The organism is Bradyrhizobium ottawaense (assembly GCF_002278135.3).
Lineage (GTDB): Bacteria > Pseudomonadota > Alphaproteobacteria > Rhizobiales > Xanthobacteraceae > Bradyrhizobium > Bradyrhizobium ottawaense.
The window spans coordinates 3,841,701-3,866,781 of the sequence record NZ_CP029425.2; the positions used below are offsets into that span (position 1 = coordinate 3,841,701).

Here is a 25,081-nt window from a genome sequence, read left to right on the forward strand (position 1 = left end):
TCGCCTTCCAACCGCAAACCGGACACAACGAACCGACGCGTGCGTGCCTCAAATCACCCCCGCCATCCGCAGCGCCACCCCGGCCGCGCATGAGCCCGCAAGCACGGTCAGCATCCCCAGCTTGAACCGGAAGATCGCAGTTGCTGCCGCGATTGCCAGCACCAGTGCGGGGAGATCGACGCTCGTCAGCACCGGCCTGTCGAAATCCAGCGGAAACGCATGCACCGGCACCGTCTCGCGGAACAGCGTGTGCAACGCGAACCAGATCGAGAGGTTGAGGATCACGCCGACGACGGCGGCGGTGATGGCGCTGAGCGCGCCGGCCAATCCCGTGTTGCCGCGCAGCCGCTCGATATAGGGCGCGCCGACGAAGATCCAGAGGAAGCAGGGCGTGAAGGTGACCCAGGTCGCGAGCAGTCCGCCATACGTCGCAGCCAACAACGGCGACAGGCCGCCCGGATCGCGGAACGCGGCCATGAAGCCCACGAACTGGAGCACCATGATCAGCGGGCCCGGCGTGGTCTCGGCCATGCCGAGGCCGTCGAGCATCTCGTGCGGCTTCAGCCAATGATAGTGCTCGACCGCCTGCTGGGCGACATAGGCCAGCACGGCATAAGCGCCGCCGAAAGTCACCAGCGACATTTTGGAGAAGAACAGCGCGATCTGGCTGAACACGTTGCCTTGCCCGAGCGCGAGCAGCAACACGACCACCGGCACGAGCCAGAGCGCCAGCCAGAACGCGCCGACGCCGATCGCACGCGCGGTGTTGGGACGCACATGCTCGGGCACGGCTTCGCCGAGCATGCTGTCGATCAACGCCGTGCTGTCGCCATGGCCGTGACCGGCGGGGGCGAATTCGGGACGGCCGCTCCGCGCGCCAGCGTAGCCGATAAGGCCGGCGGCGATGATGATGATCGGGAAGGGAACCGCGAAGAAGAAAATCGCGACGAAGGCGATTGCCGCCAGCGCGATCATGACGCGGTTCTTCAACGCGCGCTTGCCGACGCGCACCACGGCCTCGACGACGATGGCGAGCACGGCGGCCTTCAGCCCGAAGAACAGCGCCTCGACGAAGCTGACATTGCCGTAGATGGCGTAGATGTAGCTGAGGCCCATGATGGCGATGATGCCGGGCAGGATGAACAGGCCGCCCGCCATCAGTCCGCCGGCGGTGCGATGCATCAGCCAGCCGACATAGGTCGCGAGCTGCTGGGCCTCCGGTCCCGGCAGCAGCATGCAGTAGTTCAGCGCATGCAGGAAGCGGCCTTCGGAGATCCATTTCTTCTCCTCGACCAGGATGCGGTGCATCACCGCGATCTGGCCCGCAGGCCCGCCGAAGCTCAGGCAGGCGACGCGGAGCCAGACGCGAAAGGCTTCACCGAAGCTGATGCCGTGACCGGCATCAGCCCCAGCTTGAACGTTACGGGTGTCCATTAAGCCTTCACCTTGTTGGTCGGCCAGTTGTGGGTCTCGGTGGTGGCGTCGCGGCACCAGCGGTAGAAGGCGTCGTACAGCGTCATGCCGGCCTCGAGCTGCGCGAGGTCGTCGTCATACATCCGCGACAGCCCGAGCGAGGCCGCGAGCAGGCCGGGCGCCTCCGGCGCGAGGTCGGGCCGCGCGGTGTCGGCGCCGCGCACCAGCGTGGCCAGCCGCAGCAAAGGCGGCGTTGCAATGCCGAACTCCTCGATCATCACGTCGAAAGTGCAGAGCTCGCCGCGGTGGCTCCAGAACACGTTCTCGATGTCGAAGGGGGCAGCATTGAATCGCTCGCCGACGGCGACCACCTCGGACGGCGCCACGTACAGGAACACCGCATTGGGATCGACGAAGCGGCGGATCAGCCAGGGGCAGGCGATGCGGTCGACCTTGGGTCGGGCCCGCGTGACCCAGACGGTGCGGCCCTTGGCATCGCGTGGCGGCAGCTTGCGGGCGTCGACCAGAGGCAGCTTGGCCGCCTTCCAGCCCTCGAAGCCGCCCTCCAGCGTCTCGGCCTCCACGCCCAGCTGGCGGAGCCAGGCCGCCGTGCCCTGCGCGAGCTTCTCACCGCGGAAGCACGAGACGACGGCCCGGCGGCCGGCGAAGTCGCCGCCCCAGTCCGTCACATTGTCGTGGCTGAGCTTGATGGAGCCGGGGATCAGCCGTCGGTCGGCGGCAAAATCCTCGTCGGTGCGCACATCGATCAGGGCAGGGCCGTTCGCCGTGCCGATCAGCCGTGCCAATTTGTCAGATGATATGGTCGTGAACGTAGACATGATGCGTCCTCGCAAAAACCGGGGGACGCGATACTTGGGCATGTCGCCTCGTGGGGAGATCGCTCAAATCCCCATGGCGCGGATTACAGCGAAACTAAGAAGCACTGTCAATCCGCGGGATGATTGGACCTTCGAAAAGTGATGCACGGCGACTATACTGTCCGCCAACAGAGCTGAATCTCCTGGAGAATTCGATGCATTCCCATTCCATCGAACAATGGACCCACGACCACGCCTTCCTCGGCCAGAAGCACGACGAGAACGAGCGGCGCACCTGGTTCGTGGTCGTCCTGACGCTGGTCATGATGGTCGGGGAGATCGTGGCGGGCTCGCTGTTCGGCTCGATGGCGCTGCTGGCCGACGGCTGGCACATGGGCACGCATGCCGCCGCGCTCGGGATCGCCGCCTTCGCCTATCGATTCGCGCGGCGGCACCTGGGGAATGCGCATTTCACCTTCGGCACCGGCAAGTTCGGCGATCTCGCCGCCTTCGCCAGCGCAATCATCCTCGGCCTGATCGCGGTCGAGATTGCCTATGAGAGCGTGCTGCGGCTGATCAATCCGGTGCCGATCGTCTATGGCGAGGCGATCGCGGTGGCCGCCCTCGGACTGTGCGTCAATCTCGCCAGCGCGTGGCTGCTGCGCGACAGCCACGATCATCACCATCACGGCCACAGCCATGCACATGACGCCCACGACCATGATCACCACGGCCATCACCATCATCACGACAACAATCTTCGCGCGGCCTATGTCCATGTCATGGCCGATGCCGCGACCTCGGTGCTGGCGATCGCAGCTCTTGCCGTCGCCATGTATTCGGGATGGGTCTGGGCCGATCCGGCGGTCGGCCTGATCGGCAGCGTGGTGATCGCGAGCTGGGCGTTCGGACTGATCAAGACGTCAGGCGCGGTGCTGCTCGACGTGCGCGCCGACGAGAAGCTGGAGCGGGTGATCCGGGCGCGCATGGAGGTCGGCGACGACCGCGTCACCGACCTGCATCTCTGGCAGGTCGGCCCCGGCCATTGTGCCGTCCTGCTCTCGGTGGTGTCCGACAAGCCGAAGCAGCCGGCGGTCTACAAGCGGCGGCTCGCCGGATTGAAGGGCCTCAGCCACATCACGGTGGAGGTCGAGACATGCCCGCATTGACGTGAACCGCAAGCGGAATTCCGCGGCGCGGCCGGGGTTGATCCTCGGTCGCAGCCCGCATGGCTGTACCGGAGGAACAATGATGCCCAGGATCACGTTCGCTGTCGCCATCGCTGCACTCGCTTTGTCCGGTTCCGCGGCGCAGGCGCAATCGGAAAAGGCCGGCGTCGAGAAGCTCTATGTGCTCAACTGCGGCGAGGGCACCGCAGGCGATATCTCGCGCTGGACGCCAGGCTTGAACGAAGGCAAGACGATGGACTTCGTCGACACCTGCTATCTCGTCAAGCACAGCAAGGGCTGGTTCCTGTGGGACACCGGCATCGCCGATTCCGTCGCAAGCATGCCCAATGGTCTCGTGCCCGCCGATCCCAAGGCCGTCACCTGGCGCCGGCCGAAGACGCTTGCCGCCCAGATCGAACAGCTTGGGCTGAAGCCCGATGACGTCAAGGCGATGGCGGTCTCGCACACGCATCCCGACCACACCGGCAATGTCGAGCTGTTCCCGCAGGCGACGCTCTACGTGCAGAAGGCAGAATATGATTGGCCCGGCGCCAACAACGAGCCGCGCTTCAAGCCCTCGCACCCGGTGGAGCTGCTCACAGGCGACAAGGACGTCTTCGGTGACGGCAGCGTGACCATCCTGTCGACGCCCGGCCACACGCCCGGACACCAGTCGCTGCTGGTGAAGCTGCCGAAGACCGGCGCGGTGGTGCTGTCGGGCGACACCGTCCATTTTAAAGATAATTGGGACAACCGCCGCGTCCCCAGCATGAACGTCAACAAGGACCAGAGCGCAGCCTCGATGCAGAAGATCGCCGACACGCTGGCCAAGGAGAAGGCGCAGCTCTGGATCAACCACGACAAGGCCCAGCGCGACAGCCAGAAAATGGCGCCGGAGTTTTACGATTAGCCGGCTTAGGTTTTTGGTGCCGTCACTGTGGGCGGGCTCGCGTCCGGCGTCTTCTTGGGCTTGAGGGTGCCGGCGTAGAATGAGATCAGCCAGATCAAGAGGAGGGCGAGGAGGTAGACGCCCCAGGCCTGCGGCGGGGTGGTGGCCCAGCGCAGGAGGCTTTTGAATGTGCGGGGCGGGCCAGCGTCCTCGGTCATGGCCCGCTTGTGCTTGAAACCTCGGGCATGGTCAATCGGGCCGCGGCTTGGTGCGAACCAGGAACAGCGCCGCCAGCGCCGACAGGCTGAGCGCGGACGAGACGATCAGCACCTTGGCGCCCATGAGGTCGATCAGCAGGCCGAAGGTCAGCGGCGCCACCGCCTGCGCCATGCGTGCCGGCGCGCCGATGATGCCGAGACGGTAGCCGAAATCCTTCGGGCCGAAAATCGACAGCGGCAGCGTGCCGCGCGCGATCGTCAAGATGCCGTTGCCCGAGCCGTGGAACAGCGCAAACGCGCTCGCCGCGGCGCCGCCGAAGATCGCCACGATCACCGCGCCGATCGGGTGGGTGAGGCAGGCGAGCCGGGTCGACCACAACGGATGGAAGCGGCTGAGGAAGCCGGCCTCCAGGATGCGCGCGCCGACTTGCGCCGGGCCGATCAGCGCGCCGGCCGCGATCGCCTCGACCGGCGTTGCGCCCGTCGTCTCGAGGATGCGGGGGAAATGCGCGGCCATCGCGCCGGTGACGGTCCAGACCGCCGCGAAGATGAAGGCGAGCAGGATCATGGTGCGGTCGAGCGGCAGATGCGGTTTCTCCGCCGCGGCCGCCGCCTGCTTGGCGCCCTTGATCGTCGGCAGCACGAAGAAATTGAGCGGCAGGCCGATCAGGATGTTGGCGGCCGCCCAGGCAAAGCAGGTCTCGCGCCAGCCGATATGCGACAGGCCCCAGGCCGTGAGCGGCCAGCCGACGGTGGAGGCGAAGCCCGCCATCAGCGTGATACCCGTGATGGGCCTGCGCGCCTCGGTGCCGTAAATGCGCCCCAGGGCGGCGAAGGCGGCGTCGTAGAGCCCCATCGCCATTCCGATTCCGAGCACGAGCCAGGCGATCACCATCACCGGGACGGAATGCGCGAAGCCAAGCAGCGCGAGGCCGGCGGCAATCGTCAGGTTCGAAGCCGACAGCACCTGCCGGCCGCCGACAAGATCGATCTGACGCCCGATGCGCGGGCCGAGCATCGCCGAGATCACCAGCGAGGCCGAGAACGCGCCAAAGATCCAGTTGGAGGAGACGCCGAGGTCGCGCGCCATGGGATCGGCGATCAGCGCCGGCAGATAATAGCTGGACGCCCAGGCCAGGGTCTGCGTGGTCCCGAGCGCCAGGATGATCGGAAGCTGGCGCTGGCTCATAGTCTTGTATTTCTGGTCGGCAGGGACATCGGTTCCATTTGCAGCCGGCACGACAGTGCGTCAACAGCGGTTGCGGCATATTCGACCTGCTGCAGGCGGGCGCCTTGGTTGCATGACGTTCGCGCGTGGCCTTCCGCTCGTCACGAATGCACGCCATAATGGCGTATGCAATTGACCTCGCGCCTTGCGCTGATGAACTGGCTGACCGGCCAGGGGCTCACGGGCCTTCCCGAAATCGACCTGCTCCGCGGCTTCTGCGAGCGCTGCCGCGCCGAAGGGCTGGAGCTGTCGCGTGCGCTGGTCGTGATCGACACGCTGCATCCGATCTACGAGGGCCGCGGCTTCCGCTGGAGCGACCGTCCCAGCAACGAGAGCGACGCGTTCGAATACGGCTCGACCGCCGAGGGCGACGCCGCCGCAAGCTGGCGCCGCTCGGTGTTCTTCCACATGCTGGAGCACGGCCACGACGAGATGGTGATCGATCTGGCCGACGCGCCGTCGATGGATTTCTCGCAGATCGGCGAGCTCGCCGAAAAGGGCCACAAGCACTATCTCGCCTTCGTGCACCGCTTCGGCGAGAATGGCGCGCTCGGCCTGATGGACTGCCTCTATTCCTGCTGGACCACGCGCCGCGACAGCGGCTTCAGCGAGGGTGAGCTGGAGGCGCTGCGCGATCTCGTCCCGGTGCTGGGGCTCGCGATCAAATCGGCGCAGCAGGTCGACATCGCGCGCACGCTCGGGCGCGTCTATCTCGGCCGCGACGCCTCCGAGCAGGTGCTGCGCGGCCGCATCTCGCGCGGCGTCACCGAGCGCATCAACGCCGTGCTCTGGTACTCCGATCTGCGCGGCTCGACCGGAATCAGCGAGAGCATCGGCCCCGACGAGATCATCCCGTTCCTCAACGATTATGCGCAGGCCGTGATCGACGCGATCCACGAGGCCGGCGGCGACGTGCTCAAGCTGATCGGCGACGGCGTGCTCGCGATGTTCTGGGGTGAGGACATGGCGGATGCGCGGCGCGCTGCGCTCCGCGCCGAGCATCTGTTCCGCAAGAACGTCGCGGCGCTGAACCGGCGGCGGGAGGCCGACGGCCGTCCCACCACGTCGGCCTATATCGGCCTGCATGTCGGCGAGGTCTTCTACGGCAATATCGGCAGCGAGGACCGGCTCGATTTCACGGTTGTCGGGCCGACGGTGAACGAAGTCAGCCGCATCGCCTCGATGAGCCGCTCGGTCGACCGCGAGCTGCTGGCATCGGCGGAATTCTACAAGGGCCTGGATGCCGCCGGCCGGCGCTATCTCGTGTCCACCGGCCGCTACGCGCTACGCGGCATCGGCCGCGCGCAGGATCTCTACACGCTCGATCCCGAGGTCGATGCCAGCGAGCCTGTGACGGGGAGCTACGAGCGATATCTGGCGAATTAGCCCGGCTGCAGCAAACACACACCGTCAGTGCGAGCGCAGCGAAGCAATCCAGGGTCTTTCTACGGAGGGATTCTGGATTGCTTCGTCGCGAAGAGCTCCTCGCAATGTCGGCGTAACTAGCAGCGCACCGCCACCTCATCCCCCACCATGTCCGGCTGCCGGTCCAGCGCCACGGCCGGCGACAGCCAGATCACCAGCGCCTGCACGCCGAATACGGCGGCCGCGAGATAAAGGCAGGCTTCCGCGCTCCAGAGGCCGCCGACGATCGCGCCCAGCGCCGAGCCGAGCGGGCGGGCACCGTAGCTCATGATGTTGATGGCGGAGACGCGGCCCAAGAGGCGCGGCGGCGTCACCGACTGGCGCAGCGTCGTGGTCGAGATCACCCACAGGATCGGCCCGACGCCGAGCAGGAAGAAGCTCAACGCCGCGAGCCAGGGCGAGGGGATCAGTACCGTCAGCGCCATCACAACAGCTGCAACGAAACCCGTGACCGGGCCGAGGCCGACGACGGTGCCGAACGCGAGCCGCTGCATCACGCGCGTTGCGAACAGCGCGCCGATCACCATGCCGACGCCGTACATGGTCAGCACCGTGCCGACGCCGGCGGCGGTGAGGCCGAGATGGCGCACGGCATAGGGCACGAACACCGCGATCTGCAGGAACCAGCCGGTGTTGAAGATGAACTGGGTGATGAACACCGGCCGCAGCAGCGGATGGTGGAATACGAAGGCCGCGCCTTCGCGGATGTCCTGGAGCGGATGGCGCCGCGGGGCGGGGGCACGCGCGGGTTCAAAGATGCCCGAGAGCAGCACGACAGCGATGGCCGAGAGCGCCGCGGCAAAGCCGAAGGCCGGGCTGGCGCCCCACCATCCCACAAGTGCGCCGCCGAGGGCGGGTCCGCTTGCGAAGGCGACGGTTCGCGCCAGCTCAATGCGGGCATTCGCCGCCGGCAGGAGGTCAGAGCTGACCAAGGACGGCACCAGCGCCGGCGCGGCCACGCTGTAGACCACTGTGCCGCACACGGCTGCGAAGCCGAGCAGCGCCAGCAGCGGAAGATTGAGGGCGCCGAGCGCGAGCAGCAGCACGATTGTCCCGAGGGCCACCGCCCGCAGCGCCTCGGCCCCGGCCATCAGCGAGCGACGCGAGATGCGGTCGGCGAGCAGGCCGGCCGGGATCGCGAACAGCACGAAGGGCAGGGTCAGTGCGGTCTGCAACAGGCCGGTCTGGCCTTCGGCGACCCCGAGCGTGAGCACGGCGACGATGGGAGCTGCGGCCAACGCGATCTGCTCGGCTGACTGCGCCGCGAGGTTGGACCAGGCGAGGCGGCCAAAGGTGTCGGGGAGGCGAGGCGGGTTTGACATGGCTCATTTCCTGCAAAGTCGGGTAGGCGCCAGTATCCGGCGCCAACGGCCGTCAAACCCACCCGCTTCCCGACACGGCGGCGAATAACGGCAGGAACGGGAACCCATGCCGCTAGATGCAGTTGCAAATGAGTTGCAATAAGACTCGATTTCGGTATTCTCGCCCCATGGATGCCCGATCGCCTGATTTGAGTCCCGACGCCGCCGGCTGGCGCGCTGATGCGCCCGTCACCAAAAGTCTCGCCGAGGTCAACGCCACGGTCGCCGTTCCGGCCGCTGGCCGCTGGTGGCGCCGGCTGCTCGCCTTTGTCGGCCCAGGCTATCTGGTCTCAGTCGGCTACATGGACCCCGGCAATTGGGCGACCGACCTCGCCGGTGGCTCCAAATTCGGCTACACGCTGCTGTCGGTCATCCTGCTTTCGAATTTGATGGCGATCCTGCTGCAGTCGCTGGCGGCACGGCTCGGCATCGTCACCGACCGCGACCTTGCGCAGGCTTGCCGCGCCACCTATTCGCCGGCGGTGAATTTCCTGCTCTGGCTGGCCTGCGAGGCGGCGATCATCGCCTGCGATCTCGCCGAGGTCATCGGCACGGCGATCGCGCTCAAACTCCTGTTCGGCATTCCCCTGATCGGCGGCGCGCTGCTCGCGGCGCTCGATGCCTTCCTGCTGCTGCTCCTGATGAACCGCGGCTTCCGTTTCCTCGAAGCCTTCGTCATCGCGCTGCTGGCGGTGATCGCGGTCTGCTTCGCGGTCCAGATCGTGGCTGCGGCGCCGCCGGTGGCGGAGGTCCTGCACGGCTTCATGCCGAAGAGCGAGATCTTCACCAACCCGGAAATGCTCTACATCGCGATCGGCATCATCGGCGCGACGGTGATGCCGCATAATCTCTATTTGCATTCCTCGATCGTGCAGACGCGCGCCTATGAGCGCAACGACACCGGCCGGCGCGAGGCGATCAAATGGGCGACGACGGACTCGACCATCGCCCTGATGCTGGCGCTGTTCATCAATGCCGCGATCCTGGTGGTCGCAGCCGCAACCTTCCACAAGAGCGGCCATTCCGACGTTGCCGAGATCGGCCAGGCCTTCGAGCTGCTGTCGCCGCTGCTCGGCCTCGGCATCGCCTCGACGCTGTTCGCCGTGGCGCTGCTCGCCTCCGGCCTCAACTCGACGGTGACGGCGACGCTCGCCGGCCAGATCGTGATGGAGGGCTTTCTCGACCTGCGCCTGCCGAGCTGGGCGCGCCGCCTGCTCACGCGCGGCATCGCCATCGTTCCGGTGATCGTTGTTACGGCGATCTATGGCGAGCGCGGCACGGCGGATCTGCTGGTGTTCAGCCAGGTCGTGCTGTCGATGCAGCTGCCCTTTGCGGTGATCCCGCTGGTCCGCTTCGTCTCCGACCGTCGCAAGATGGGGCAGTTTGCGATTCCGGGATATGTCGCGGCGATCGCGTGGATCGTCGCGGGCGTCATCGTGATTTTGAACGTGAAGCTGCTGGTGGATACGCTGTTCGGGTAAGGGGGCGGCGGCTATTTGTCCGGCCCGTTCAAGTGGGCCTTGCCCGGACGGCCCCCCGATCAGGCAGCGAGCATGACCTTTGCGAAAGCGAGCGTCTGCCCGGTTTGATGTGTTGGCTGGCGACGTTGCTTCCGTTTCGCGCGCAGGGGTTGCAAAACCTGGCGTCGGAACTCGATTTGGCAAACTGTCACTTTTCAATCTGTGCGGCGCGCGTATACTAGTTGCAATTGCTGACCGGGCGTACAATAATAACCCCTGTTTCAGCATTGATTTTGCTTCCGGCGGGATGATCGGCGGGTCCTGCGCCGGACCAAGAGCGGCCACTGCAAATCTCCGGGCTCATCTATCGGTTGTGCGCGAATATGGTTGGCGCACGAAATTTTTGGTTTGATCGTTTGGATTGATCGACAGCTTGTTTTTCTGCTGAGCGGGTTCACGCCCCGAAGGGGCGATGTTCAAGCCAGAACGCGTTGGTAATTTCGTTCAAGTCATTGATGAGTGTGTGCTGCCGTGACCAGGTGTCCCGCTTGTTCAGCCCGTATTTCCCGCGAGCATCGCTTCTGCTCTCAATGTGGCGCGAGTCTCAATTGTAACGCGGAGGAGCCGGGCGCCCCGGAGCGCGATGCGCACGTCGTCCAGCTGCACCATCATCTTCCCGTTCGCTCGCAGATGCTGACTGAAAACAAGCAGGTCAGCGTGCTGTTCGTCGACGTCTGCAACTCGACCTCCCTTTTGCAGCATGTCGACCCCGAGGAAGCCCGCGCCTATCTCGGCAGGGCACTGGACCGGCTGGCTGAGGCGGTCGAGACCTATGGCGGCACGGTGAGCCAGTTGCTCGGCGATGGCCTCGTCGCCTTGTTCGGCGCGCCCGTGGCGCAGGAAGACCACGCCCTGCGGGCGTGCCTTGCCGCTCTCAAGATGCAGAGAGCATCCATTCCAGCCCATGACGTCGGAGGCGTTGTCAGCCCGACGCTGCGCATCGGTATCAATTCGGGCGAGGTGCTGGTCGGTATCGTCGGACAATACCGGTGGTCCCATTACGGCGCGGACGGAAAGACAATCCATCTCGCCTCGCGGCTTGAGAAGATGGCGCCGCCCGGAGGCATCCTGATCAGCGCCGCGACGCAGCGGCTGGTCGCGCAGCAGATCGACACGCGTACGGCCGGCGTGCGGATCGTGCGCGGACTGGATGATCCGATCGAAGTGCATGAAGTCGTGGTCGAGACCGAAAGTTCGGCGGCAGCGCCGTTGACGCGGAAACAGCGCTGGGCGCCTCTGATCGGACGCGAAGACACGTTGAGGATCCTGGAAGGGGCCCTGGAGACCGTTCAAAGGTCCGGAATGCGAACCGTCGGGTTGTGCGGCGATGCCGGGATCGGCAAGTCGCGCCTGATCGTCGACTGGATGGACAGCCTCGCGCGGGAGGGGGTTGAAGTCTGCTTTTCCCAGGCGAGAGGATATGCGAGCACGCGGGCCTACAGCACCGCCACCGATCTGACCGCAAGTTTGGTCGGGCTTCCGCAAACCAGCGCGGCGGACATTCGGCATTCCGCCAAGCAGACGTTGATCGCGAAATGGCCCGATGACGGCGCCGAGCATCTGGCGGCGGTCAATGATCTCTTGGGACTTGCGGCGCCGGATGAGGCCTGGCTGGCGCTGAACCCGGCGCAACGACGGCGCCGGATCGGCGAGGCGCTGCTCTGGCTCGTGCGCAGACGCGTGCGGTCCGGCGCGTTCCTGCTCGTGCTCGAGGACGTCTTCCTGGCCGACCGCGAGAGCCGGCGGCTGTTCGAGGGCCTGCTTCCCAAACTTCAGGCGCTGCCGGTCCTGATTTGCGTCACCTATCGCCCGGATTTCGACCATCAGTGGCGTCGAGCATCCTGGTTTTCCGAGCGCGTGATCGAGCCGCTGGGCGACGGAGAAATGCTCCAGCTCGCGCGCGCCTGTCTCGGCGATGATCCGTCCGTGCTCGGCGTCATGACCGAACTGGTCGCGCGTGCCGACGGCAATCCCTTCTTCCTGGAGCAACTGGTCTTCACGCTGATCGATGACGGGTCGTTGGAAGGGACCCCGGGCGCCTACCGTTTGCAGAGGCCTTTCGGAGAGCTGCGCGTGCCGGGCTCCATTGCGGCGGTGATCGGGGCGCGGGTCGACAGGCTGCCCGAAGCCGCAAAATCGGCGCTCGAAGCTGCGGCCATCCTGGGCGATCCCATCACGCACGATTTGGTTGCGGCGATGCAGGCCGTGGACCTCGAGCGCGCCGAAGAACTGCTAGGCCTTTGTGTCGCGTCCGGATTGCTGACGAGTCCGGATCAGGCGAGGGGCTCGCACGGATCGCACGCCTTCGCGTTCCGCCATGCGCTGGTCCGTGACGTCGTGCTCGGGGTGCTCACGCGCGCCAGGCTCAAGGCACTTCATCGCCAGGCCTTCCTGGCGCTGCACGCCCAGCCCGGGGCCGCCGATGTCGATGCCGCGCCGGCACTGGCTCATCATGCCTTCGGGGGCGAGGAATGGGAACAGGCGGCAAGATTCGCCGTCAAGTCGATGGCTCGTGCCATCTCGCGCTCGGCCAATCAGGAGGCCGTCCAGCTGCTGGAAAAGGGCATCCAGGCGGCACGGCGCGTCGAGGGCGCGACGACCGCCCAGACCCTGGAGCTCGCGCTTCGGCTGGAGGCCATTGGCGCAATGCTGGCTCTCGGGCAGATCGACGAGATCTTCGACAACATGGAGCGGGCTGAAGCCATCGCCGTGCAACTGAACGATCAGCGTGCAAGGGCGGCGGTTTCGACCGAGACGGCGGTGTTTCTGTGGATGCGCGGACGTTTCGAGCAAGGTCTGGGGTACGCTTCGCAGGGACTGGAAGCGGCTCGCCTCGCACAGCGTCGTCACATGATGATGGCGGCGCATCAGACCCGCCTCATGCATCTGCATGCGCTCGGGCGGTACGCGGACGCGGCGGCCGAAGGTCACATCCTGCTGTCGGACTACGAACCGGAATTGTCGGCGCATTATGTCCAGTCCGGCTGGGCTGCGATTCCGATCATCAACCTGTACGCATTTCATGCCAGCACGCTGTGGCGCCTCGGGGATGGCGGCGCCGCGGACGATTTCTGCGCCAAGAGCTATGAGATTCTGTCGAACATCGATCACCCATATTCCCGTCTGTTGATCGACACGGTCCAATCGCAGATCTGGGTCGAACGCGAGGAGCTCGACCGTGCCGAGTCCCTGATGCGCACGGGTGTGCAGCAATGCATGACGCACAACGTGCCGACGATGCTGTCCGTGTGCACCGGCGTTCTCGGCAGCGCGCTGGCGCGCAATGGCAAGGCTGCCGAAGCGGTGCCCATGCTGGAGAAGGGGTTCGCCGATCGCATCTACGAGGCGGCCGGCCCCTATGGCAGGACGTTCATGCGCGTGAGCCTGGGTGTCGCCTATCGCAAGCTCGGACGACTGGATGATGCGATCGCTGTCGGACGCAAGGCGGTCGAGCAGGCCGCTGAGGAATACGGACACCAGACCGAAGCCCTGTACGAGCTCGCCGAAACGCTGCGGCAGGCCGGCGATCAGGCCGGGGCCGAAGCGCATTTCAAGCGAACCGCCGAGGCGGCGGAGCGTCTGGGTATGCCTCACTACCGGAAACGGGCCGCTGCGGCGCTCGCAGATCGGCGGAAGGACGGGTACGCAGCATGAAAATCTCAGCTGGCACTCCTGATGCAATGCCGCCGGGGCTCCGCAGCCTCTCCTATGGGATCTTCTGTTGGGCCAATCGCCGTCCGAGGGCATTGCGAACCGTCGGTGCCCTGTTTCGGCTTTGGCCGTTCGCGGGCGGCTGGTTCGGCATGGCGGCACGCGCCAGTGCGGTCAAGGGTGTGCTGACCAGGCCGCAGAGTTTCTCGAACTCGGCTCATGCGGCCAATCTGGCCGCCGGCGATTACCTGATTGGCATGGATCCGGGTCCTACCTACCACGACGACAGGCGTCTGCTCGATGACCGGTTGGCTTTGCTGGCTGCGAGCCTGCCGGCCGCGGCCGATCAGGAGGTTCAGCGACGCGTCCAGCAGCTTGGGCAGCTCGGGACGAACAAGTCGTTCGACCTCATTGACGATTACCTGATGTGGATCGTGTTTCGAGCGATGGATCCGCTGTTCGGGGCGGCAACGGGCAAGGTGGTGGCGGGCGCGCATGGCAACGTCAACGATCCCGGGCTGCAACGGCAATATCTCCTGGAAATCAGGTATGTCGCAGGCCAGCTGCTTGCCGGAAGCACTGCGACGCTGAGGGTTCAGCGACGGGCGGAACTCTGCTCGGACGCGTTGCGGGCACGTATCGCCGCCGTGAGCCGCGACATCGAACAGGCTTGGGGTGTCCAGAGCACCGCCAGCACCATCACGCGGAATGCCGCCGGTCTTGCCTGGATTTCGCATCCGGTCACGGTGCAGTCGGGGGCACTGGCCGTGCAGGAGTTGCTCGGGCGCTCCAGGGTTCACCGGGCCTTGCGGGCCGAAGCCCAGCGGCTCGGGCCGGCCGGCGTTTGGCAAGACGCCAAGTTCCGCGATCTGGTGCGCGAGCACATGCTCGAGCTCATGCGCTTTCGACCCATCTTTCCGCTGCTCGCGCGCGACGTGCCGCGCGATACGGAATTCGAGACCGGGGCGCGGCACAACGCGCCGTGCTCCGCTGGCGGCAAGATGGCGATCTGGTCGATCGCCGCCCTGTTCGATTCCAGGGTGGTCAAGAAGAGCGGTCGGTTCTGTCCCGCCCGCAATTGGGGGCCGCACCAGGATTTGCGCTGGCTGATGTTCGGATACGGCACCCGCCAATGTCCCGCCAAGGATTACGCGGTCGAGATCCTGACGAGTGCGCTGATTGGTCTGCTGATCCTGCCCGAGTTGCGGCTCACGCGGGGCGAGGGCAAGGCCATCGCCTATGACGGCCCGCTGATGTCTCGCATGCGCGTGAACTTCGTCTGACGGATTGGAAGGACAATCCATGCTCAAAATGGTCCGGCAGCAGATGATCTGCATCATTGCGCCAGGCTGGCGCGGCGCGGTGGATTTTTCGGACTCCGGAGACATGCAGTCCGCGCTGAATGCACTTCTTCAGGACGTTGCGGTCATTCAGTTCGCGTCCATCGCCCTGTTGCCGGCGCGCACGGACGCACAGGAGCAGGCGCCGTCGCTGATGCTCGAGCTTGCCGTCGAGGAAGGCATCGATCCCAAGGACATGCTGTACAGGCTGGTCCATCATCCCAGCGGCGCGATGTGGTCGCTCTTCAGCTCCTATTGGCCCGGCGGCGGGCCTCCGCTGGTGAGCGCGCGCAACGGGCAATTGTTCGACAAGCTGATCGGGTGGCTCAGTCTCGCCGATGGCGGCTTCGTCGGTCCTCGCGACAGAACGGCCCGGCAGATCAAAAAGGAGCACGATCTCCTGATATGGACCCGGGATGAGGGACGCAAGTTGAGAGCCATGTACGGCGATGATCGTGCATCGTTCGCGCTTGCGCTGGCGCAGCGGGCATTCCAGGACCCGCGCTTCGACTGGGCGATGCAGCCTGCGCCGCGCTCCTATTGGCGCGGGAGGGGTGCGAGCATCTCCGCAAAGGTCGGCTATGGGCTCGTGGTTTTCGGCTTGTGGCTGGCCCTCGTCTGGCTCCTGGGCGCGCTGCCGCGCGGGCTGTTCGGCGCCATCACCTGGTTCGTCGGCGCATCCTATCCCCCGGTGCAGTCCGTGGTGGACGTCATCAGCAGTGTGAGCATGTGGATCGTGTGGGCGAGCATCAGGGCACTGCTCGCCTTTGTCGGGCTGCTGTTCCTGGGATGGCTGCTCCTGGTCGCGCTGCCGGCCCTGTTCGCGCCGTGGCGGCGCTGGGTGGACAGCGTCCGCCGCGAACTCGAACGACCGACCGAGACGTGGTCGTCATTCTCCACCCGTGTTGTCGGCTGGATCGTGGTCGTCCCGTTGCTCCTCGCCATCGTGGCGTGTGCGGTGGTCTTCGTCTTCTATCCCAAGCCGATCATGGAAGGGATCGAGGCTTTGACCGCGCGGGTTCCGGGATGGGAGCTCGCCCTCTTCGGCGTGCTCGCGATCGTCGCGCTGCTCTGCATCGGGTCCTTTTTCTCCTGGATCAATCGCCGGTTTGCGACCTTGAGCAAGTGGTTCTTTCATCCCTACGAAGACGATGTCGCCCGGGCCCAGCAGGTTCATCCGTCAATCGACCAGTGCGAAGCGCTGTTGGCCAGTGGGACCGCGCACATGGTCAGCCTGACCGATATCCGCAGCCCGAACGGCTGGAGCGCCTGGTGGATCCGCGTGTCCCTGCGCGTCGTGACGTTCTTTGGGCGGGTGTTCTTCACCGAGGGGCGGCTCGGTGATGCACCGGGTATCCATTTTGGCCATTGGCACATTATCGAGGACGGTCGGCGCTTTCTATTCTGCTCGAACTATGACGGCAATTTCGGCGGTTACCTCGACGATTTCATCAACGGCGCGACGATAGGGACGACGTTGGCCTGGCGATGGACGACGCTGAGGCCGCGGGGATCGGCGGCGGTCGGGCAGCCGGACATCAAGGTGCCGCGCGATTTTCCGCCGACGCGTTTCGTGCTTTTTCGCGGCGTGAAGTGCGAGTTGAAATTCAAGTCCTACGCCCGCGACAGCATGCTTCCGCACATGTATCGCTTCGATGCGTGCAACGCGACGATCGAGGAGATCGACCTCGCGACCGGGCTGCGCGACGCCCTGTTCGGCGAGCGCAACGACAGGAACGACGACTTCATCATGAGGGCGATCGAAACATGAAGGCCTCGCATCTCTCCGAACAGCTCGCGGACATTCAGGGAATGCTCGGAAGCGGCTATGGCTGGTTGAAGACCAGCCGCTTCTGGCTGCTGACGATCAAGGCGGGCCGCGAGGACGATGCCCGGGCGTGGCTCGCAGGGCTCGTCGACAAGAAGCTGGTGGTCAGTGCCGCCGATGTCAGGAAATCGAGGACCCACCCCGTCGACGATGCCGTCGCGATCGCTTTCAGCTATTTGGGGCTGGCAAAGCTCGGATGCGACGAGACTGCTGCGCATCCTTTCCCGTCCCCGTTCAGCAGCGGCATGGGCTGCGACCTGCGCGCGTTGCTGTTGAGGGACAGTCCGCGAGAATGGCGCTGGTCCGATGTTGAAGGCGGTGCCGGCGGCCCCGTGCATGTCCTGGTTGGCGAATGGAGAATGCGACGGAGCGCTGCCGAGATGGCGAGCGCGCCGGAGAAGTCGGCAGAACTGGATCCTGATCCTGATGTGTTCGATGTCATCAAGGTCGACAACGATCCCTGCGCCTTCCAGCAAAAGGCGGGCGACGAGGAAGAAAGATTGTACGAGTCCTTCGGGTTTCGCGATGGCCTCGCGCAGCCCGTGATCAGCGAGCTCAGGGAGGAGCGCGGCGCCGAGCGCAAGAAGATCAGGCGGGATGCCGGCATCCTCTACGAGGACCGCGTCGTCGCCCCGGGGGAATTTATTCTGGGCTATCGCAACGAATACGACGAGCTGACCTATTGCCCCAACGTCAAGCGATGGCCCGGCGACGCCACGTATACGAGCGGCCGCTTCGCGCTGAACGGGACCTATCTCGCGGTTCGCCAGATCGAGCAGGATGTCGATGCGTTCGCGAAATTTGAAGCGGTGTACGGCGAGGCTGTCTGCGAGAAGATGATGGGCCGTCGAAGGAATGGAAAGCCATTGTCGTGGCAAGGCAGTCCCGGCGTTCCGATTTCGGATTCGGAAGCCGATGCATTTCGCTTTCGTGTCGACGACGCGAACGGCTTTGGCTGTCCGAAGGGAGCCCATATCCGCCGCGTCAATCCGAGGGATACGCTCGGCATCGACCTGCAATCGAGCATCAAGTCGGTCAAGCTGCACCGGCTGCTGCGCCGGGGGCGGCCCTATCGCGAGGAGGTTGCGAACGAAAAGCCGCGCAAGGGCATCTTCTTCATCGCCTGCAACGCCGATCTCGAGCGGCAGTTCGAGTTCATCTACCAGCGCTGGTTGCGAAATCCCCGGTTCGTCTGCCTCAACGACCAGGACGACCCTCTCGTCGGCAAGCCCGCTGCCACCAGGAGCTTCTCCATGCCGGGATTGGCAAGCGGCGAGGAAGTGTCCCTGGCCGCGTTTACGCAGACGCTGGGGGGAGGCTATTTCTTCCTTCCCGGAATCTCTGCGCTCAAATTCATCCTCGGCCGCGAGGGCAGTTCGAAGGCGGTCGGCTCAGAGGCCGTCGTAGCCTTGGCGCCCTGAAAGCCGGCGCGGGGCCGGACGGGCAATCGTGAGGGTCAATCCTGCGGCTCGGAGGCCGCGTCGCCCTGTGCGTCGACGCGCAGCCAGCCCGAGGGCGCGAGGCGCTGCTGCGGCAGGAAGCGGGCCTTGTAGTCCATCTTCTTCGAGCCCTCGATCCAGTAGCCGAGATAGACGTAAGGCAGCCCCTGCCGACGGGCGCGGGCGATGTGGTCGAGGATCATGAAGGTGCCCATCGAGCGGCTGACCTGGCCCGGCTCGAAGAACGAATAGACCATCGACAGGCCGTCGCTGAGCACGTCGGTCAGCGCGACCGCGATCAGCTCCTCGCCACGGCCGGTGATGCCGCTGTCGGGGCCGCGCTTGCGGTATTCGATGATGCGGGTCTCGACATGGCTGTCCTCGACCATCATGGCGTAGTCGAGCACGGTCATGTCGGCCATGCCGCCATGGCGGTGGCGGGCGTCGAGATAGGCGCGGAACACCGAATATTGCTCGGAGGTCGGCACCGCGCTGCGCTGCTCGCCGATGATGTCGGAGTTGCGCGCCATCACCTTGCGGAAGTTGCGGGAGGGGCGGAACTCGTTGGCGACGACCCGGACCGAGACGCAGGCGCGACACTGGTCGCAGGCCGGCCGGTAGGCGATCGACTGGCTGCGGCGGAAGCCGCCATGGGTCAGGAGGTCGTTGAGGTCACCGGCGCGCTCTCCCACGAGGTGCGTGAACACCTTGCGCTCATGCCGACCCGGCAGATACGGGCAGGGGGACGGCGCCGTAAGGTAAAATTGGGGGGTATCGCGCGAGTGCTGGGTCAAGGGACGTCGTGGGCCTCCGAAGTGAGTATCAGCATCGCGCTACGGAAGCTCCCGGTCAATTGGTCAGCTTGGCAAGTCAGGTCAGCAGTCAGCTTAGAGGATCCCGGTTAGTAGGCCGTTGATCACCAGGTCCTCGCGGCCTGCGGCACCGGCGCGCGGACGGAATTGTTGATCACGACCGTTCCCAGCACGAAATCCTGCAGCAGGCGCCGGCGGCCGTTGAACAGGCCGAGCAGCACCACGAAGGGCGTCAGGAACGAGACCGACACCCAGAACAGCACGGCATGGGTGGCGCCCAGCACGAAATAGCCGGGTGCGCCGTACCAGGTGCGCAGCTCCAGATCCATCACCCGCATCCCGATCGTCGCGGAGGAGGGACCACCGATACAGGCGCCGTAATAGACGATCGCCCAGATCACGGAGGCCGGCCAGGCCAGCCAGAACAGCGCCCAGCCGATGCCGAGCGTGACCACACCGAACAATGCGATGAAGATGTAGCCGAGGATCACAGGCACTGAGATCACGACCATGTCGATCAGGAAGGCAAACACGCGCCGCGTCGCAACGCCACGGAACAACTCCGGGTGCAGATAGGGGTCGTAGGCATGCGGCTGCGCCCCGCCGTCATTGCGCCAGGCTCCTGAATTGCCCGAGTCGTACGACATGATCCGTCCTCCCAAGGGGGAAACAGAGGGGAAAAACCCTCGAGGCAGGACATGGGAACAGGCTTTCCCCCTGCCAAGGGCGCAGGCGCATTAACAAGCCGAAATATTCCGGCGATTCGGGGGCGGGGGAGGGCACGATGTTGGCGCCGCAAACACCGGTGTCGTCCCGGACAAGCGAAGCGCAGATCCGGGATCCATAACCACAGGGAGGAGTTTGGCGAAGACCGTTAGTTGATTTCGCCGGTACGAATACCGCGGATCACAGTTAGATCACGCGGTATGGGTCCCTGCGTACGCAGGGACGACAGTGAAGGTGCCCCGCCAGCTTACCCCTGCGACCGCAGCCTCTCCGCCGCCTTCGGCGCAAAATAGCTCAGCACGCCGTCGGCGCCGGCGCGCTTGAAGGCGAGCAGGCTCTCCATCATGGCGCGCTCGCCGTCGAGCCAGCCGTTGTTGGCGGCGGCCGCGATCATCGCGTATTCGCCCGAGACTTGGTAGGCGAAGGTCGGCATCGCAAAGGTGTCCTTCACGCGGCGGACGACGTCGAGATAGGGCATGCCGGGCTTCACCATCACCATGTCGGCGCCCTCAGTGATGTCGAGCTCGACCTCGCGCAGCGCCTCGTCGGTGTTGGCGCTGTCCATCTGATAGGTGCGCTTGTCGCCGGTCAGCGTCTTGGCCGAACCGATGGCGTCGCGGAACGGGCCGTAGAAGGCGGAAGCGTATTTGGCGGCGTAGGCCATGATCTGCACGTCGAGCAGGCCGGTGCGGTCCAGGCCTTCGCGGATCGCGGCGACGCGGCCGTCCATCATGTCGGAGGGCGCGATGATGTCGCAGCCGGCTTCGGCCTGCACCAGCGCCTGACGCACCAGCACCGCGACCGTCTCGTCGTTCAAGATCCTGCCGTCCGAGATCAGGCCGTCATGACCGTGGCTGGTGAAGGGGTCGAGCGCGACGTCGCAGAGGATGCCGATCTCAGGAAACTCCTTCTTGATCGCGCGCACCGCCTGGCAGACCAGATTGTTCGGATTGGTCGCTTCGGAGCCTTCCTCGTCGCGCAAGGACGGCTCGGTGTAGGGAAACAGCGCGAGGCAGGGGATGGTGAGCTTCATGGCGCGCTCGGCCTCGCGCACCGCCTGGTCGACGCTGAGCCGCTCGACGCCCGGCATCGAGATGACCTGCTCGCGCTTGTTGTCGCCGTCGATCAGGAACAGCGGCCAGATCAGATCGTCGGTGGTGAGGACGTTCTCGCGCACCATCCGCCGGGCCCATTCGGCCTTGCGATTGCGGCGCGGGCGGACGGTCAGATCGAGGGCATGGGGCACCGCCGCTCCCTCCCGGCGCGAAACCTCGCGCAGTTCGATCGGACGTCCGTATTTGATCGCCATCACTCTTCCTCCGGCTGGAATTATTCTTATACCAGCTCGCATGGTTCCCGTCACCGCGGCTTGACCTGCCGCAACGTGATGGCAGCCGATTGATTTTGCGGGCCGAAGCAGCCAGAAGGGGGCCATGTCCGAGATTTCCACCCGCGATGCGGCCCGTGACGGCAGCCCCAGGGACGCCGTCAGAGACAGCGCCAGAGACAGCGCGATGTCGGTGGCTGCGATCTCGTCGGAGCGCTCGGAGTCCGACGACAATGTCTGGACTCGCCGCCTCGTGCTGTTCCTGCGGGTGATGGCGCTGCTCTCGATCCTGAAAGGTCTCTATCACTGGGCGCAGGTGACGGGCTTCGTCGGCGGCGAGGACGAGGCGTTCGAGAACCAGTCGATGGCCTGGCAGGCCGCGACCGTCTACTTCGCGGTGATCGAGCTCGTCGCCGCGGTCGGCCTGTGGCTGGCGACGCCGTGGGGCGCGGTGGTGTGGCTGACCACCGTAGTGTCGATGGCGGTGATCGAGCTGATGTTCCCGGGAATCTACGGCGGCAGCCTGATCGTCGTCGGCGTCGAAGCCTTCATGCTCGCCGCCTATCTCGCGCTCGCCTGGATGGCCGCGCGCGAGCGACCGCCGTAGGCGACACCTTCGATACATAGATACTCTCGTGCCCCGGACGCGACGCAGCGCGCCGCACTTGCGGCGTGCTGCGTTGCAGAGCCGGCTCTCCGCGATCCCGCTTTTGGCTTTCGGGGTCCCGGCTCTGCGCTCCGCTTGTCCGGGACACGCGAGTGGAGCTTGCGGAGTTGTGCCGGTTTGGTTGACCGTTGGTTGCCTAAAATTTGCGGTAAGTTCTCGTTGACCAGCCGGTTCCGCCACAGCCGTTACGCGCCCGTTTCGAAACGAAGCGGGGCTGTTCTGGAATGCGACAGTTGCGGCGGACGGAGGGTGAACAGGACCTTGCGAAGGTCAACAGAGCGTTGCGAAAAGTGCTTGTGGCACAGGCTTAATCCGCAATTCACTGTCTTAAATTCATGATCTCTTTATTCTCTTATTTAAGCCGATCTTCAAACGAGCCCCTTAAGTTGCACCTATCAGACGGGACACAAGTTTCGTCGAATAAGTGTCGATAAAAACGACAACAGGGGAAGTGTCATGATGAAAGCCGTCGCAACTGCGGCAGATACCGCAGAGCGCGTCTCCGGCCAGCAGGGTTCGGTGCAGTCGCTCTATCTGGAAGCTTTGACTCTGGTGGAGCGGCTGCATCGCCGGCTCCTCGACGTGATCAAGGACGAATTCGATCGCCGCGGCCGCGCGGACATCAACTCGGTGCAGGCTCTCCTGCTCTACAACATCGGCGACAAGGAGCTGACCGCGGGCGAGCTGCGCACGCGTGGCTACTATCTCGGCTCCAACGTCTCCTACAATTTGAAGAAGCTCGTCGAGCTCGGCTTCCTCGATCATCAGCGCTCGCGCGTCGATCGCCGCTCGGTGCGCATTCGCCTGACCCCGCAGGGCCAGGAAGTCCGCCGCATCGTCGATGCGCTCTACCAGAAGCACGTCAAGACGGTGGAGCAGGTCGGCGGCATCTCCGGCGAGGAATTCTCGACCCTCAACAAGTCGCTGCACCGCCTCGAGCGGTTCTGGACCGACCAGATCCTGTATCGGCTCTGAGTTTCCAAGGGATAAGGCCAAGCCGGCCCGCAACAAGACCGGCAAGCCGCCCGAACGTGCCTCAACTTCCCCAGCGCGCCGGCCCGGAGTTGCCCCCGGACCGGTGCGTTTTGCATTTTGCACCTGCGAAGAAAATTTTGCGACCCCGAGGAACCAGTTCCGGGCTTGGCGCTTATCTCCTTCGGATCGGAGACAGGGCGATGCTGGTCGAGCGCGGGTTGCAGGCGATGAACGTGGAACTCGTGAGCGAGGCCTACGCCATTGCCGCGAACTACCTTCGCCGGTCCGGCGCGATTGCCGATACGCTCGTGACCGACGAACATCTGCTCGGGATCATCATCAAGCTGCTCCAGAACGGGGAGTTCAACAAGATCCGGCTCGCCAACACGGCGATCGCCCGGTTCCAGGCGCAGGCCGAGGCCCGCGCGGTTGCCTGATCAACAGTCGCAAAATACCGACGAACCCAGAATATCGCACGAACCAGAGGGTGCCATGGAAGCCGCCATCGACCGCATCATGCAGACCTATGACCTGCTCGCCAACCGCACCGCTGCGGCCAGCGAGGAGGCACGGGCCAAGGTCACGAACTACCTCACCACCCTGATGGAAGCGGGCGAGAAGGACCCGCACAGGTTGACGGTGTGCGGCCTGACTTATCTGCGCCAGCTCGACGGCAGCGTGGACCCTGTGAAGGCGGGGTATACCGGGCTGTGATAGACAGCCGGCGGCTCCACGGATGAGGAGTTAGGGCCCAAAGCGGCCCCATTCCGGGGAGGGGTGGACGGGCGGCTCCCCAGAGCCGGCCCAAGTGCCGAAAACCGCCACCCTCCACCATATCTTGCATAAATATCAGGCCCGACCCGCAAATGCTTGGCCTGTTGCGGGCGATGTGGTAGATCGCGCGTGCTTCCGATCGCCACACCAGACCCGCCCGTAGCCCGCCAAAAGGCTGCGGCGGTGGAGATATTCGCAAGATGACTTCAGCAAAAACCGCCTCCGCGCCCGATTCGTTTTTCACTGCCTCGCTCGAGCAGGCCGACCCGGAAATCGCCGCCGCCATCAAGGGCGAGCTCGGCCGGCAGCGCCATGAGGTCGAGCTGATCGCCTCCGAGAACATCGTTAGCCGGGCCGTGCTGGAAGCGCAGGGTTCGGTGATGACCAACAAATACGCGGAAGGCTATCCGGGCGCGCGCTACTATGGCGGTTGTGAGTGGGTCGACGTCGCCGAGAACCTCGCGATCGATCGCGCCAAGAAGCTGTTCGGTGCCAAATTCGCCAACGTGCAGCCGAACTCCGGCAGCCAGATGAACCAGGCGGTGTTCCTGGCGCTGCTGCAGCCCGGCGACACCTTCATGGGTCTCGACCTTGCGGCCGGCGGCCATCTCACCCACGGCTCGCCCGTCAACATGAGCGGCAAGTGGTTCAAGGCCGCGCACTACACCGTGCGCCGCGAGGACCAGATCATCGACATGGATGCGGTTGCCAAGCAGGCTGAAGAGGTCAAGCCGAAGCTGATCGTCGCCGGCGGCTCGGCCTATTCGCGCGCCTGGGACTTCAAGCGCTTCCGCGAGATCGCGGACAGCGTCGGCGCGTACCTGCTGGTCGACATGGCACACTTCGCGGGCCTCGTCGCCGGCGGCGTGCATGCCTCACCCGTGCCGCATGCCCACATCACCACGACGACGACGCACAAATCGCTGCGCGGTCCGCGCGGCGGCCTGATGCTGTGGAATGACGAGACGCTGACCAAGAAGTTCAACTCGGCGATCTTCCCGGGGCTGCAGGGCGGCCCCCTGATGCACGTGATCGCGGCCAAGGCGGTTGCCTTCGGCGAGGCGCTGCGTCCGGACTTCAAGGTCTACGCCAAGAACGTCGTCGAGAACGCCAAGGCGCTGGCCGAGGCGATGAAGAGCCACGGCTTCGACATCGTCTCCGGCGGCACCGACAACCATCTGATGCTGGTCGATCTCAGGCCGAAGGGCCTGAAGGGCAACGCCTCGGAGAAGGCGCTGGTTCGCGCTGCCATCACCTGCAACAAGAACGGCATTCCGTTCGACCCCGAGTCGCCGTTCGTGACCTCCGGTATTCGTCTGGGCACGCCGGCGGCGACCACCCGCGGCTTCGGCGTCGCAGAATTCCAGCAGGTCGGCGGCATGATCGCCGAGGTCCTCAATGCGATCGCGCAGTCGGACGACGGCAAGGCGCCGCTGGTGGAAGCCGCGATCAAGGAACGCGTCAAGGCGCTCACCGATCGGTTCCCGATCTATCAGTAAGG

At 65.1% G+C, this 25,081-nt stretch carries 21 protein-coding genes; 13 read left to right on the forward strand and 8 right to left on the reverse strand.

Features of this window, described 5'->3' with window-relative positions; genetic code table 11:
* Positions 1–48: 48 nt before the first annotated feature.
* Both chrA and CIT37_RS18380 read right to left on the reverse strand, forming a co-directional pair.
* Positions 49–1,434, reverse strand: a complete 1,386-nt coding sequence (gene chrA / locus CIT37_RS18375) for a chromate efflux transporter (RefSeq protein WP_095426323.1) — start codon at positions 1,432–1,434, stop codon at positions 49–51.
* Complete coding sequence (locus CIT37_RS18380) at positions 1,434–2,252, reverse strand: chromate resistance protein ChrB domain-containing protein (RefSeq protein ID WP_028144262.1); 819 nt, start codon at positions 2,250–2,252, stop codon at positions 1,434–1,436. The genes chrA and CIT37_RS18380 overlap by 1 nt, the downstream gene beginning before the upstream one ends.
* Positions 2,253–2,446: 194 nt before the next feature.
* Here CIT37_RS18380 and dmeF point away from each other — a divergent pair, with 194 nt between their 5' ends.
* Both dmeF and CIT37_RS18390 read left to right on the forward strand, forming a co-directional pair.
* The gene (dmeF, locus tag CIT37_RS18385; RefSeq protein ID WP_095426324.1) at positions 2,447–3,400 is read left to right on the forward strand and encodes a CDF family Co(II)/Ni(II) efflux transporter DmeF; all 954 of its coding nucleotides are present in this window, start codon (positions 2,447–2,449) and stop codon (positions 3,398–3,400) included.
* A 79-nt stretch (positions 3,401–3,479) separates the two neighbouring features.
* Positions 3,480–4,310 (forward strand): N-acyl homoserine lactonase family protein, encoded by an 831-nt coding sequence (locus tag CIT37_RS18390; RefSeq protein ID WP_095426325.1) that lies wholly within the window; start codon positions 3,480–3,482, stop codon positions 4,308–4,310.
* 5 nt (positions 4,311–4,315) lie between these two features.
* Here CIT37_RS18390 and CIT37_RS18395 read toward each other — a convergent pair whose 3' ends face one another.
* Positions 4,316–4,507 carry a hypothetical protein gene (locus CIT37_RS18395; protein WP_028144265.1) on the reverse strand — a complete coding sequence of 64 codons (192 nt, stop codon included), beginning with the start codon at positions 4,505–4,507 and terminating at the stop codon, positions 4,316–4,318.
* 31 nt (positions 4,508–4,538) lie between these two features.
* Positions 4,539–5,696 (reverse strand): MFS transporter, encoded by a 1,158-nt coding sequence (locus tag CIT37_RS18400; protein WP_028144266.1) that lies wholly within the window; start codon positions 5,694–5,696, stop codon positions 4,539–4,541.
* Positions 5,697–5,861: 165 nt separating this feature from the next.
* Here CIT37_RS18400 and CIT37_RS18405 point away from each other — a divergent pair, with 165 nt between their 5' ends.
* Positions 5,862–7,121: an adenylate/guanylate cyclase domain-containing protein gene (locus CIT37_RS18405; RefSeq protein WP_028144267.1), complete on the forward strand. Its 1,260-nt coding sequence runs from the start codon at positions 5,862–5,864 to the stop codon at positions 7,119–7,121.
* Positions 7,122–7,237: 116 nt separating this feature from the next.
* Here CIT37_RS18405 and CIT37_RS18410 read toward each other — a convergent pair whose 3' ends face one another.
* Positions 7,238–8,482, reverse strand: a complete 1,245-nt coding sequence (locus tag CIT37_RS18410; protein ID WP_028144268.1) for an MFS transporter — start codon at positions 8,480–8,482, stop codon at positions 7,238–7,240.
* A 167-nt stretch (positions 8,483–8,649) separates the two neighbouring features.
* Here CIT37_RS18410 and CIT37_RS18415 point away from each other — a divergent pair, with 167 nt between their 5' ends.
* The 5 genes from CIT37_RS18415 to CIT37_RS18435 all read left to right on the forward strand — a co-directional run bounded on the left by CIT37_RS18415 (position 8,650) and on the right by CIT37_RS18435 (position 18,281).
* Positions 8,650–10,002, forward strand: coding sequence for an Nramp family divalent metal transporter (locus CIT37_RS18415; RefSeq protein ID WP_095426326.1), 1,353 nt, complete (start codon positions 8,650–8,652; stop codon positions 10,000–10,002).
* Between the two features lie 669 nt (positions 10,003–10,671).
* Positions 10,672–13,695 (forward strand): adenylate/guanylate cyclase domain-containing protein, encoded by a 3,024-nt coding sequence (locus CIT37_RS18420; RefSeq protein WP_246554606.1) that lies wholly within the window; start codon positions 10,672–10,674, stop codon positions 13,693–13,695.
* Between the two features lie 149 nt (positions 13,696–13,844).
* Positions 13,845–14,975: a cytochrome P450 family protein gene (locus CIT37_RS18425; protein ID WP_240536456.1), complete on the forward strand. Its 1,131-nt coding sequence runs from the start codon at positions 13,845–13,847 to the stop codon at positions 14,973–14,975.
* 19 nt (positions 14,976–14,994) lie between these two features.
* Positions 14,995–16,803 carry a hypothetical protein gene (locus CIT37_RS18430; protein WP_038972477.1) on the forward strand — a complete coding sequence of 603 codons (1,809 nt, stop codon included), beginning with the start codon at positions 14,995–14,997 and terminating at the stop codon, positions 16,801–16,803.
* Positions 16,800–18,281: a Dyp-type peroxidase gene (locus tag CIT37_RS18435; protein WP_095426328.1), complete on the forward strand. Its 1,482-nt coding sequence runs from the start codon at positions 16,800–16,802 to the stop codon at positions 18,279–18,281. Before CIT37_RS18430 ends, CIT37_RS18435 begins: the two co-directional genes overlap by 4 nt.
* 35 nt (positions 18,282–18,316) lie before the next feature.
* Here the strand turns inward: CIT37_RS18435 and CIT37_RS18440 are convergent, their stop codons facing one another.
* The 3 genes from CIT37_RS18440 to hemB all read right to left on the reverse strand — a co-directional run bounded on the left by CIT37_RS18440 (position 18,317) and on the right by hemB (position 21,146).
* Complete coding sequence (locus CIT37_RS18440) at positions 18,317–19,093, reverse strand: arginyltransferase (protein ID WP_028144274.1); 777 nt, start codon at positions 19,091–19,093, stop codon at positions 18,317–18,319.
* 122 nt (positions 19,094–19,215) lie between these two features.
* Positions 19,216–19,758 carry an RDD family protein gene (locus CIT37_RS18445; protein ID WP_038950910.1) on the reverse strand — a complete coding sequence of 181 codons (543 nt, stop codon included), beginning with the start codon at positions 19,756–19,758 and terminating at the stop codon, positions 19,216–19,218.
* A gap of 326 nt (positions 19,759–20,084) precedes the next feature.
* Positions 20,085–21,146 carry a porphobilinogen synthase gene (gene hemB, locus CIT37_RS18450; protein WP_095426329.1) on the reverse strand — a complete coding sequence of 354 codons (1,062 nt, stop codon included), beginning with the start codon at positions 21,144–21,146 and terminating at the stop codon, positions 20,085–20,087.
* Between the two features lie 124 nt (positions 21,147–21,270).
* Between hemB and CIT37_RS18455 the strand changes: the two genes are divergently transcribed.
* The 5 genes from CIT37_RS18455 (at position 21,271) to glyA (ending at position 25,079) form a co-directional block, all read left to right on the forward strand.
* Complete coding sequence (locus CIT37_RS18455; protein ID WP_018320039.1) at positions 21,271–21,771, forward strand: DUF6163 family protein; 501 nt, start codon at positions 21,271–21,273, stop codon at positions 21,769–21,771.
* A gap of 516 nt (positions 21,772–22,287) precedes the next feature.
* Entirely contained in the window at positions 22,288–22,806 is a 519-nt protein-coding gene (gene ldtR / locus CIT37_RS18460; protein WP_018320040.1) for a transcriptional regulator LdtR, read from the forward strand.
* 200 nt (positions 22,807–23,006) lie between these two features.
* Positions 23,007–23,243, forward strand: coding sequence for a hypothetical protein (locus tag CIT37_RS18465; RefSeq protein WP_028144415.1), 237 nt, complete (start codon positions 23,007–23,009; stop codon positions 23,241–23,243).
* A 55-nt stretch (positions 23,244–23,298) separates the two neighbouring features.
* Positions 23,299–23,520 carry a hypothetical protein gene (locus tag CIT37_RS18470; RefSeq protein WP_028144414.1) on the forward strand — a complete coding sequence of 74 codons (222 nt, stop codon included), beginning with the start codon at positions 23,299–23,301 and terminating at the stop codon, positions 23,518–23,520.
* A 260-nt stretch (positions 23,521–23,780) separates the two neighbouring features.
* Complete coding sequence (gene glyA / locus CIT37_RS18475) at positions 23,781–25,079, forward strand: serine hydroxymethyltransferase (RefSeq protein ID WP_095426330.1); 1,299 nt, start codon at positions 23,781–23,783, stop codon at positions 25,077–25,079.
* Positions 25,080–25,081: the final 2 nt, after the last annotated feature.